This is a genomic window from Kitasatospora setae KM-6054, assembly GCF_000269985.1.
In the GTDB taxonomy this organism is placed as follows: Bacteria; Actinomycetota; Actinomycetes; order Streptomycetales; family Streptomycetaceae; genus Kitasatospora; species Kitasatospora setae.
Genome location: NC_016109.1, coordinates 6,454,127 through 6,465,432, shown reverse-complemented (window position 1 = coordinate 6,465,432; position 11,306 = coordinate 6,454,127). Strand labels below are relative to the sequence as shown.

The 11,306-nt window shown below is 73.4% G+C and carries 8 protein-coding genes; 4 read left to right on the top strand and 4 right to left on the bottom strand.

The window, feature by feature from the left end; all coding sequences use genetic code 11:
* Nucleotides 1–508: 508 nt before the first annotated feature.
* The 4 genes from KSE_RS28590 to KSE_RS28575 form a co-directional block, all read right to left on the bottom strand.
* Nucleotides 509–1,987, bottom strand: a complete 1,479-nt coding sequence (locus KSE_RS28590; RefSeq protein WP_014138846.1) for a GH1 family beta-glucosidase — start codon at nt 1,985–1,987, stop codon at nt 509–511.
* Between the two features lie 121 nt (nt 1,988–2,108).
* On the bottom strand, nt 2,109–3,014 hold the full coding sequence (locus KSE_RS28585) for a carbohydrate ABC transporter permease (protein WP_014138845.1): 906 nt from the start codon (nt 3,012–3,014) through the stop codon (nt 2,109–2,111).
* A gap of 6 nt (nt 3,015–3,020) precedes the next feature.
* Complete coding sequence (locus KSE_RS28580; protein WP_014138844.1) at nt 3,021–3,965, bottom strand: carbohydrate ABC transporter permease; 945 nt, start codon at nt 3,963–3,965, stop codon at nt 3,021–3,023.
* A 182-nt stretch (nt 3,966–4,147) separates the two neighbouring features.
* Nucleotides 4,148–5,452, bottom strand: a complete 1,305-nt coding sequence (locus KSE_RS28575) for an ABC transporter substrate-binding protein (RefSeq protein ID WP_014138843.1) — start codon at nt 5,450–5,452, stop codon at nt 4,148–4,150.
* A 310-nt stretch (nt 5,453–5,762) separates the two neighbouring features.
* On the opposite strand from KSE_RS28575, the gene KSE_RS28570 reads away from it, so the two are divergent.
* From KSE_RS28570 to bla, 4 genes are all read left to right on the top strand, one after another.
* Entirely contained in the window at nt 5,763–8,669 is a 2,907-nt protein-coding gene (locus KSE_RS28570; protein ID WP_014138842.1) for a glycosyl hydrolase, read from the top strand.
* 184 nt (nt 8,670–8,853) lie between these two features.
* The gene (locus tag KSE_RS28565; RefSeq protein ID WP_014138841.1) at nt 8,854–9,222 is read left to right on the top strand and encodes a hypothetical protein; all 369 of its coding nucleotides are present in this window, start codon (nt 8,854–8,856) and stop codon (nt 9,220–9,222) included.
* A gap of 104 nt (nt 9,223–9,326) precedes the next feature.
* On the top strand, nt 9,327–10,337 hold the full coding sequence (locus KSE_RS28560) for an aminoglycoside phosphotransferase family protein (RefSeq protein WP_014138840.1): 1,011 nt from the start codon (nt 9,327–9,329) through the stop codon (nt 10,335–10,337).
* A gap of 69 nt (nt 10,338–10,406) precedes the next feature.
* Nucleotides 10,407–11,294, top strand: coding sequence for a class A beta-lactamase (bla, locus tag KSE_RS28555; protein ID WP_014138839.1), 888 nt, complete (start codon nt 10,407–10,409; stop codon nt 11,292–11,294).
* Nucleotides 11,295–11,306 lie beyond the last annotated feature (12 nt).

Below are 11,306 nucleotides of genomic sequence, written 5' to 3'. Positions count from 1 at the left end.
GACGTCCATCGGCCCCGCGCGTCCGCACGGCACCCGGACGGCAGCCGGACGGCGCTCGGACGGCAGCCGGGCGGCAGCCGGGCGGCGCTCGGAGGCCACCCGGACGGCGCCCGTCGCATCGAACGGGGGTCAACGCGCAGGGGAGGACGGGTACTTCGTGGTTCCTACCGGCACCGGCCGCGCAGCGGGCACCGGCCCGCCCGGGACACCAGGATCACCTCGAACCGCGACGGGGGAACGACGACAGCGGTGCCTCGCACGACCGGTCCCTCCCTCTCCACTCACGTCACGGTGCGCCCAACGGCCTCTCCGGGCCCGGGCGTTGTCCAGCGAGCCGAGTCTAGGAGCACCCTCCGTCCGCCGTCACCACATTTTGCGATTCCTTCAACCACCCCCGAAAACCACGCCCCGAAAACCATCCCCCGACAACCACGCCCGACGACCACGCCCGACGACCACCACCGGCCGGCGGGCGCCGCGAGGGAGCCGGGCGCCCGCCGGTTGGCCGCTACTGCGGCAGGGCGCCGTCCCGGATCACCCGGGCGTACCAGTGCGCGCTGTCCTTGGGGGTGCGGCGCTGGCTGGCGAAGTCGACGTGCACGATGCCGAAGCGCTTGCTGTAGCCGTACGCCCATTCGTAGTTGTCGAGCAGCGACCAGAGGAAGTAGCCGCGGACGGGGGCGCCGTCGGCGATCGCCCGGTGCACGGCGGCGAGGTGGGTGTGCAGGTAGTCGATCCGCTCGGGGTCGTGGACGGCGCCGCTGGGGTCGGTGTAGTCCTCGTAGGCGGCGCCGTTCTCGGTGACCAGCAGCGGGACGCCGGGGAGGTCGTCGCGCAGCCGGGTGAGGAGTTCGTACAGGCCGTCGGCGTCGACCGGCCAGCCCATCGCGGTACGGGTGCCGGGGGCGGGCAGGAAGCGGATGCCGTGGTCGGCGGGCCAGGGGCTGTCGCCCTGGTGGCCGTCGCCGCGCGGGGCGGTGCCGTCGGCCTCCGGCCGTTCGGCGGCCACGACCGTGGGCGTGTAGTAGTTGATGCCCAGCGAGTCGATGGGGCGCGAGATTTCGGCGAGGTCGCCGTCCCGGACGAAGGACCAGTCGGTGACGTGCGCGGTGTCGGCGAGGACGTCCTCGGGGTAGCTGCCGCGGAACACCGGGTCGAGGAAGATCCGGTTGGCGAGGCCGTCGATCCGGCGGGCGGCGTCGAGGTCGGCGGCGTCGGTGGAGAGCGGGCGGACGGCGGCCAGGTTGAGGGTGAGCGACACCTGCGCGGTGTCCGGGAGTTCGGCGCGCAGCGCGGCGGTGCCGAGGCCGTGGGCGAGCAGCAGGTGGTGGTGGGCGGCGAGGGCGGCGGCGTGGTCGGTGCGGCCGGGGGCGTGGACGCCGTTGCCGTAGCCGAGGAAGGCGCTGCACCAGGGCTCGTTGAGGGTGGTCCAGGTGGGGACGCGGTCGCCGAGCCGGCCGGCGGCGAGGCTCGCGTACTCGGCGAAGCGGTACGCGGTGTCCCGGTTGGTCCAGCCGCCCTCGTCCTCCAACTCCTGTGGCAGGTCCCAGTGGTAGAGGGTGGCGACCGGGGTGATGCCGGCGCCGAGGAGTTCGTCGACCAGCCGGTCGTAGAAGTCGAGCCCGGCCTCGTTGGCGGGGCCGCGTCCGCCGGGCCGGACCCGGGGCCAGGAGAGCGAGAACCGGTAGGCGCGCAGGCCGAGTTCGGACATCAGGGCGACGTCGTCGCGGTAGCGGTGGTAGTGGTCGGCGGCGATGTCGCCGGTGTCGCCGTTGCGGACGGCGCCGGGGCGGCGGGCGAAGGTGTCCCAGATCGACGGGGTCCGGCCGTCCTGGTCGGCGGCGCCCTCGATCTGGTACGCGGCGGTGGCGGCGCCCCAGACGAACCCGGCCGGGAACCGGGCGGGCTGGGCGGCGGTCCCGACCGCGGACTCGGACTCGGCGGCGGACGCGACGACAGGCTGGTCGGCGCTGGAGGCAGTGGTCATGGGGAGAGTGTCGACGGTCATGTCACGTTCCATCCGGAGGAGTTGAGGGTGTGTCGGCGCGACGACGGCAGCCGGCGGCCGGTGGCAGCAGGAGACAGCAGTCGGCACCGGCGGGCGGGCGTCAGCCCTTGACGGCGCCCTGCATGATGCCGCCGACGATCTGCCGGCCGAGCAGTCCGAACACCACCAGGACGGGCAGCGTGCCGATCAGCGTGCCGGCCATCACCACCGACTGGTCGGGGACGTAGCCCTGGCCGAGCGACTTCAACGCGACCTGCACGGTGGGGTTCTGGGAGCTGAGCGCGACGATCGGCCAGAAGAAGTCGTTCCAGGTGGCCATGAAGGTGAGCATGCCGAGCACGGCCATGCCGGGGCGGGCGACCGGCAGCACGATGGAGCGGAAGATCCGCAGCAGCGAGGCGCCGTCCATCCGGCCGGCCTCGACGAGTTCGTCCGGCAGCGCCTGCACCAGGTACTGGCGCATGAAGAAGACGCCGAACGCGGAGACCAGCGAGGGCAGGATCACCGAGGGCAGCTTGTTCTGCAGATCGAGCTTGACGATGACCATGAACAGCGGGATCACGCCGAGCTGCGGCGGGATCATCATGGTGCCGACGGTGAGCGCGAGCAGCGCGCCGCGGCCGCGGAAGCGCAGCTTGGCGAAGGCGAATCCGGCGAGCGTGGAGGAGAGCACCACGCCCGCGGTGACCACGCTCGCCACGATCAGCGAGTTGAGCAGCGCCTTGCCGATCTCGGCCTGCTGGAGCGCCTCGCCGATGTTGTGGAACAGGTTCGGCCCGGGGGTCAACGCGGGCGTGGCGCCGCTGAGTTCGGAGTTGGAGCGGCTGGCGGCGACCAGCGTCCAGTAGAACGGGAAGACGGCGAGCAGGGTGGCGCCGATCAGCACGGCGTAGGCGAGCGGCCCGCCGTGCAGCGGTGAGCGCGCCCTGCGCGCGGAACGGCGCGGCGCGGCAACGGACTTGTCGGGCGCCTGGGAGGTCTGGGGTGCCTGGGTCAGCTGGGTCATCTCGGGTCACCGGTCCGTACGGTTGCGGCGGGCGGCGATCGCCGCGTTGAGCAGGGCGAGCAGCACGATCAGCAGGAACATCACCCAGGCCACGGCGGCGGCCCGGCCGAGGTGGAAGAACGTCCAGCCCTGCTCGTACAGGTAGAGGCCGAGGGTCTGGTACTGGTGCGAGATGCCGCCGCCGGAGTTGCCCTCGTAGAGCAGGGGTTCGCCGAACAGCTGGGTGGCGCCGATGGTGGAGACGACCACGGTGAAGACGATGGTGGGGCGCAGCCCGGGGACGGTGACGTGCCGGAACTGCTGCCAGCGCGAGGCGCCGTCGACGGCCGCGGACTCGTACAGCTCGCCGGGGATGGCCTGCATGCCGGCCAGGTAGATCAGCGCGTTGTAGCCGGTCCAGCGCCAGGTGACGACGGCCGAGACGCCGAACTGCGAGGCCCAGGTGTCGGCCTGCCAGTCGACCGGGTTCAGGCCGATGCTGCTCAACACCCAGTTGATCAACCCGTAGTCGCGGCCGAAGAGTTGGGCGAACACCAGGGTCGCGGCGGCGACCGAGGTGGCGTACGGCATCAGCATCGCGACCCGGAAGAAGGTGCGGCCGCGGAGCCGGTAGTTGAGCAGGTGGGCCAGGCCCAGGGCCATCAGCAGCTGCGGGACGGTGGAGAGCACGCCGATGGTGAAGGTGTTGCGCAGCGCGTTCCAGAAGAACGGGTCGGCCAGCAGCCGGGTGTAGTTCTGGAAGCCGAGCCAGTCCATCCGCTCGGAGGTCTGCAGTTCGACCCGGTGCAGCGACACCCAGGCGGTGTACAGCAGCGGGAACAGCCCGAACGCGGCGAACAGCACGAAGAACGGGGCGAGGAAGCCGTACGGGGCGAGCCGGCGGCGCAGTCGGCCGGGGCGCTTGGCGGCGGGCCGGCCGACGGGCAGCCGGGCGGTGGAGCTGAGGGCCATGGGCGGGGTCCTTCGACGGGGGCCGCCCGCACCGCCGCCCGGACCGCCGCCGAGGGGCGGGCGGCGGAACGGCGGGGCGGGCGGCGGAACAGCCGGGCAGGCAGGCAGGCAGACAGACGGGCAGACGGGCAGACGAACGGGCAGCGGAACCGGCGGAACCAGCCGCCCGAGCCGACGGAACGTCAGTTGCCGTTGGCCTTCTTGACGTTGTCCAGCGCGTGCTTCCAGGCGGTGTCCGGCGCGGTGCCGGTGCGCTCGACCTCGCCGAGGGCGTCGGTGAACGCCTTGCCGATCACGCCGTCGTCGGTGCCGAGCACCTGGGCGGGCATCGCCTTGGCCGACTCGCTGAAGATCTGGCCGATCGGCGCGTTGTTGAAGTAGGCGTCGGTGACGTCCTTGATGGCGTCCTGGGCGCCGGTGGAGGACGGGAAGGAGCCCTGCTTGGTGAACAGGGTGGCCTGCTGCTCCTTGGCGTTCAGCCACTTGATCAGCTCGGCGGCCTCCTTGGGGTGCTTGGCGGTCCGCGGGACGGTCAGGTAGGAGCCGCCCCAGTTGCCGGTCTTGCCGGGGCCGGCGGCGATGTCCCACTTGCCCGCGCCGGCGTCGCCGGCCTGGCCCTTGATGTAGCCGATCATCCAGGCGGGGCAGGAGAGGGTGGCGAACTTGCCGGTGGTGAAGGCCTTGTTCCACTCGGGGGTCCACTGGGCGAGCTTGGCGGAGAGGCCGTCGGCGACCAGCGCGGTGGCGTCGGCCCAGGCGGCCTTCACGGCGGGGCTGCTGTCGTGGACGGCCTTGCCGGACTCGTCGGAGTAGCGGACCTTCTGCTGCCCGACCTCGGCGGTGAACATGCCGGCGGCGCTGTCGGTCCAGGCGTTGCCGGCTTCGGCCTTGGCGGCGTACTGCTTGCCGAGGTCGAGGTAGCCCTGCCAGCTGGACCACTTGGCGGCCAGTTCGGTGCGGTCGGTGGGCAGGCCGGCGGCCTTGAACAGGTCGGTGCGGTAGCAGATCGCCTCGGGGCCGATGTCGGTGCCCGCGCCGAGCACCTTGCCGTCGGCGGTCTTGATCGCGGCGCCCTTCCACGGGACCAGGCCGTCGTTGACGTCGCCGATGCCGAGGGTCTTCAGGTCGGTGAACTTGTCGGCCTGCTTCTGCACGACGCTGGCCACCCGGCCGACCTCCAGGCCCTGGATGTCGGCGAGGCCGCCGCCGCCCGCGAGCTTGGTCTGCAGCGCCTGCCAGTACTGGCCCTCGTCCTGGGTGTCGGTCTGCTTGATGGTGACGTTCGGGTGCAGCTTCGTGTACTCGTCGTACAGGCCGGCCTCCTTGAACCCGAAGGTGCCGAACAGGTCCACCGTGATGGTCACCTTGCCGTCGGCGGCGTCCTTGGACCCGGCGCCGCCGGAGCTGCAGGCGCTGAGCAGGAGCGCGGTGGCGAGGACGGTGCTGCCCAGGGCAGCGGCGGAGCGGCGGACTCTCGGGGTAGCCATGCGAAGGCCTCCAGGCGGGGCGGGAGCGTGGGTGGAGTACGGCGGGAGAGAAGGCGGTGCCGATCGGCTGGCGCCCAATTTCCTGAGAGCGCTCTCAACCGATGCCGAGAGAGTGCCGGGACGGAACTTCCCTCGTCAAGCCCTCGAAACCTGAACGTAATCTCCGGACGACCGCGACCTGGGCTTTCGACTTCTGAACGCAACAGTGTGTGTCACAGCGGTTGACACCCTTTCAGGCCCACCCGTACGGTCCAGCGGCTGAGAGCGCTCTCATACTTCCCGCCCGCCCCCACTCAAGGTGGACACGCACATGAAACTCCGCTCCCTGCGCGGCCCCACGGCCGCCCTGACCACGCTGGCGCTGGCCGCCGCCGCGACCCTCACCGCCGCCCTGGGCGCCGGCAGCGCCGCCGCCGCCACCACCGTCCGGGTCGGCCTCGGCGGCTACAGCGACGCCCGCCCGGCCGGCACCGTCGGCCCGAGCAACTCCGACGGCGCGCCCGTCACCCCCAAGGTCACCGCGCGGATGGCCGGACAGGCCGCCCCCACCAACGACTGGTGGTCCTCGCTGATCTACCAGCGCTACGCGGGCAACCCGTACTCGGAGAACCTGTACGCGCACCCGATGACCTTCAAGGCCCAGGCCGCGGGCCTGGAGGTCGGCTACCCGACCACGCCGACCATCACCTCCGACGGGCGCCAGTACGACTACACCCACACCCGGGACCTCACCCTGGGCGTGGCCGGCCTGAACTCCCCCGACACCAAGGTCGACGGCTGGTCGGACTGGACGGTCACCCCGTACTGGGCGGACGGCGCGCACACCTTCAGCGCGACGGTCGGCCACGGCCTGCCGTACGTGTTCGCGCACGCCACCGGCGGCGCCGCCCAGGTCAGCACCGCCTCGGCGCCCACCGTCTTCAGCAACCAGGGCAGCGTGCTCGGCATCACCGTGGGCGGCCACAGCTACGGCCTGTTCGCGCCCACCGGCAGCAGCTGGAACGTCAGCGGATCCACCCTGACGGCCGACCTCGGCGGCAAGGACTACTACTCGGTCGCGCTGCTGCCCTCCACCGCCGACCTGGCCCAGTTCCGCACGTACGCCTACAACTTCGTCACCGACACCAAGGTCGGCTGGGCCTACGACCAGGCCGCGGGCAAGCTCACCACCACCTTCACCGCGACCACCGCGGCCCAGGAGGGCACCGGCACCGGCACCCTGCTCGCGCTCTACCCGCAGCAGTGGCAGGCTACCCCGGACGCCCTCACCGGGCTGACCTACACCTCCCCGCGCGGCACCATGAAGGTCCGCCAGGGCGCGTCCTTCTCCACCGTGCAGACCGTCACCGGCGTGCTGCCCTCGCTGCCCGACGCCGGCTCCTACGACCGCGCCGCACTCGGCGGCTACCTGCACCAGGTCGCCGACGCGAGCGACCCGTTCAACGGCGCCACCGACACCTACTGGGTCGGCAAGGCGCTCGGCCAGCTCGCCCAACTCGTGCCGATCGCCGACCAGTTGGGCGACACCGCGGCCCGCGACAAGCTGCTCGGGCTGATCAAGGGCAAGCTGCAGACCTGGTTCGCGGGCACCGGCTCCCCCGGCTTCGCGTACGACTCCACCTGGAAGACCCTGATCGGCTACCCGGCGTCCTACGGCACCGACGCCGAACTCAACGACCACCACTTCCACTACGGCTACTTCGTGCAGGCCGCCGCCACCGTCGCCCGCTACGACACCGCCTGGGCCGCGGACGCCCAGTGGGGCGGAATGGTCAAGCTGCTCGCCAAGGACGCCGCCAACACCGACCGCGCCGACGCCCGCTTCCCCTGGCTGCGCAACTTCGACCCGTACGCGGGCCACGGCTGGGCCTCCGGCCACGCCGGGTTCGCGGCCGGCAACAACGAGGAGTCCTCCTCCGAGTCGCTGAACTTCAGCGCCGGCCTGCTGCTGTTCGGCGCCGCCACCGGCGACACCGCGCTGCGCGACCTCGGCGTCTACCTGTACACCACCGAGGCCAACGCCGTTCAGCAGTACTGGTTCGACGCCGACCACCAGGTCTTCCCGGCCGGCTTCCAGCACTCCACCGTCGGCATGGTCTGGGGCTCCGGCGCCGCCTACTCCACCTGGTGGACCGCCGCACCCGGCATGATCCACGGCATCAACTTCCTTCCGGTCACCTCGGGTTCGCTCTACCTGGCCCGCCGCAAGGACGACCTCGCCGCCAACCTCACCGAACTCAAGGCCGGCAACGGCGGCGCGTTCACCGACTGGCGCGACCTGCTCTGGGAGGCCGAGGCGCTCACCAACCCCGCCGCCGCCAAGGCCGACTGGGACGCGGGCAACGCCGGCTACACCCCGGAGGAGGGCGAGTCCAGGGCCCACACCTACCACTGGATCCACAACCTGGCGACCCTCGGCACCCTCGACCCCGCCACCACCGCCGACACCCCCACCGCCGCGGTCTTCGCCAACGGCACCACCCGCACCCACGTGGTGCACAACTACACCACCACAGCCCGCACCGTCCGCTTCTCCGACGGCTACACCCTCACCGTCCCGGCCCGCTCCACCGCCTCCGAACGCGGCACCAAGCCGGACGGCGGCACCGGCGGCGCCACCAACTCGCCCTCCCCGAGCGCGTCCGCGTCCGCGAGCCCGAGCCCGTCCGCGAGCGCCTCCCCGAGCCCGTCCGCGTCCCCCAGCAGCCCGCAGACCCGCACCGACACCCTCTACCTCCAGCCCGGCGGCACCCTCACCGCCGGCTACGGCACCGGCGCGACCGGCAGCACCATCCCGTCCGGCGGCGGCGCCAACCACGACGGCACCCCCTACCAGCCGCTGACCTACACCCTCAGCCACCTCACCGGCACCGCCCGGGCCGGCGGCAGCACCGACTTCGACCTGTACGTCGACGCCGGCTCCAGCGTCGCCCTCGCCCAACAGGCCCGCGTCTCCTACGACTTCGACGGCAACGGCACCGTCGACCGCACCGAGACCTACCGCTACTTCGCCACCGACCCGGTCCCCGGCTGGGAGCGCTACAGCGCCACCGCCGCCGGCCTCCAGTCCACCACCGGCGCCCCGCTCGCCAACCTGGCCAACGGCACCGTCACGATCGAGATCTGGCCCGCCCTCGGCTCCGCCCCGGCCCAACTCCGCACCGGCGCCACCCAGTCCCAGGGCAGCGCCTCCGTCCTGCGGATCCCCTTCGACTGACCCGCCCCGCATCGAACAGGGCCCCCGGGGCCGGCGCGGATTCCGACAGGTCCGCCCGGCCCCGGGGGCCTTGCGCGGGCCGCAACGGATTGTTGAAGATGTAACTGACATGACCGCACGCACCCCGCGTGCCGGTCCGTCACGCCTGCCCGCCCCCGGAGAACCCGCGACGAAGGAGTCCCCCATGGCCACCCACCGCACCAAGGCCCTCACCGCAACCGCCGCCGCCGGGGCCGCCCTGCTGCTCGGCGCGGCCCTCGCCCAGCCCGCGGCCGCCGTCGAACTCCCGCGCTCCGCCGTCGCCTACTTCGCCACCGGCAGCAACCTGACGGGCACCCAGTACGCCGTCGACACCGCCGACACCGGCTGCCACAACCTGCCGGCCGCCGCGCGCTCCGCCGTCGACTTCACCGCCGCGAACATCCAGGTCTTCTTCAACGCCGACTGCGCCACCGGCCTGCCCGGCAAGACCGGCAGCGGCTACTACGCGCTCGGCAGCCTGCACTGGGCCGACTTCCCGTACCCGGCGGTCAGCTACCGCGTCACCGGCTGACCCCGCCCCCGGCACGCCAGGGTCGACCCCGGCCGCACCACACACCCCACTGGTCCCGCCGTTCCCCAACGGCGGGGCCCCGGTGGGCAGTAGGGTCGTACCCGATGGACACCTCAGCCACCGCCGCCGCCCCCGCCGAAGACCCGCACGGCCGCCTCGACGTCGACGCCGACACCGTGCGCGCGCTGCTCCGCGCCCAGCACCCCGACCTCGCCGAACTGGCGCTGCGCCGGGTCGAGGGCGGCTGGGGCAACCGGATGTGGCGGCTCGGCGAGGAGCACGCCGTCCGCCTGCCCCGGGACAGGTACACGCCCGCCAACCTGGCCAACGAGACCCGCTGGCTGCCGGAGCTCGCGCCGCGACTGCCGCTGCCCGTGCCGGTGCCGCAGCGCGACGGCGTGCCGGGCGCGGGCTACCCGTACCCGTGGGCGGTGTTCTCCTGGGTGGCCGGCGAGCCCGCCGACCTCGTCCCGGTCGCCCCGGCGCACGGCCCGCGCTCGGCCGAACTCCTCGCCGACTTCCTGCTCGCGCTGCACCGTCCGGCCCCGGCCGACGCCCCCGCGACCACCCCGCGCTGCGGCCCGCTCGCCCCGCTCGCCGACCACGTCGAGGAGCGGATCGCCGAGTTCGAGGCGACCCTGCACGAACTCGCGCCCGGCATCCGCGCCGACGACCTGCGCACCGTCTGGGCGGACGCGCTGGCCGCCCCGGTCTGGTCGGGCCCGCCGGTCTGGCTGCACTCCGACCTGCACCCGGCGAACGTCGTGGTGGTCGACGGCGCGCTCGGCGGCGTCATCGACTTCGACGCCCTCGGCACCGGCGACCCCGCCTGCGACCTCGCCGCCGCCTGGCTGCTCCTCCCGCCCGGCGCCGACCGCCCGTGCCTGGCCCGCTGGCGCGCCGCCCACCCCGCCGAGCAGCAGGACGCCGCCACCGCCACCATCCGCCGCGCCCGCGGCTGGGTCGTCCTGCGCGGTCTGATGCTGCTCGGCATCGGCCGGGCCGGCCTGCACGGCCTCCCCGGCGGCAAGCCCGCCTGGGGCCCGGCCGGACGCACCGCGCTGGAGGGCGTCCTGGCCCACCACCGGCACCCGGACGACCCGTCCCCCCGGTAGCGGTAAGGCCCGCACCCCCCGCTGCCGATGCCCCGTGGTGAGCCCAGCCCCACCCCGAGGAGCCCCCGGATGCCCCCGCACCCCACCCGCCGCCACCTGCTCACCGCCGCGGCCGCCCTGCCCCTCCCGGCCCTCCCGGCCCTCCCGAACGCCACCGCCACCACCGCCACCACCACCGACCAAATCGTCGACCGGCTACGACAGTTGGAGCGCATCCACGGCGCCCGGCTCGGCGTCTTCGCCCACGACACCGGCACCGGCACCACGGTCCACCACCGCGCGGACGAGCGGTTCCCGCTCTGCTCCACCTTCAAGCCGCTCGCCGTCGCCGCCGTGCTCCGGGACGGCCACGACCTCGCCGCCGCCGTCCACTACACCGACCGGGACGTCGCCGACTCCGGCTACGCGCCCGTCACCGGCCGCACCCGCGCCCTGACCGTCGCCGAACTCTGCGCCGCCGCGATCGAGTTCAGCGACAACACGGCCGCGAACCTGCTGCTGCGCCGCCTCGGCGGCCCGACCGCCGTCACCCGCCTCTGCCGCTCGCTCGGCGACCCGGTCACCCGCCTCGACCGCTGGGAGCCCGACCTGAACTCCGCCGAACCGGACCGCGAGACCGACACCACCACCCCGTCCGCCCTGGCCCGCACCTTCGCCCGCCTCACCCTCGGCGACGCCCTCCCCCAGCCGCAGCGCGCCCGGCTCACCGCCTGGCTGCGCGCCTGCACCACCGGCGCCCACCGGCTGCGCGCCGGCCTGCCGCCCTCCTGGACCCTCGCCGACAAGACCGGCACCGGCGCCCACGGCACCGCCAACGACCTCGCCCTCGCCTGGCCCCCGCACCGCCCCCCGCTCGTCCTCGCCGTCCTCAGCACCAAACCCGCCACCCCCACCGCCACCCCGGACGAACCCCTGCTCGCCGCCACCGCCCGCCTCCTGGCCGCCACCTTCTCCTGAACCCACCCCCAC

Coding starts and splice junctions, on each gene's coding strand:
- KSE_RS28590 (WP_014138846.1), bottom strand. CDS start 1,987: ATGACCACTGCCTCCAGCGCCGACCAGCCTGTCGTCGCGTCCGCCGCC.
- KSE_RS28585 (WP_014138845.1), bottom strand. CDS start 3,014: ATGACCCAGCTGACCCAGGCACCCCAGACCTCCCAGGCGCCCGACAAG.
- KSE_RS28580 (WP_014138844.1), bottom strand. CDS start 3,965: ATGGCCCTCAGCTCCACCGCCCGGCTGCCCGTCGGCCGGCCCGCCGCC.
- KSE_RS28575 (WP_014138843.1), bottom strand. CDS start 5,452: ATGGCTACCCCGAGAGTCCGCCGCTCCGCCGCTGCCCTGGGCAGCACC.
- KSE_RS28570 (WP_014138842.1), top strand. CDS start 5,763: ATGAAACTCCGCTCCCTGCGCGGCCCCACGGCCGCCCTGACCACGCTG.
- KSE_RS28565 (WP_014138841.1), top strand. CDS start 8,854: ATGGCCACCCACCGCACCAAGGCCCTCACCGCAACCGCCGCCGCCGGG.
- KSE_RS28560 (WP_014138840.1), top strand. CDS start 9,327: ATGGACACCTCAGCCACCGCCGCCGCCCCCGCCGAAGACCCGCACGGC.
- bla (WP_014138839.1), top strand. CDS start 10,407: ATGCCCCCGCACCCCACCCGCCGCCACCTGCTCACCGCCGCGGCCGCC.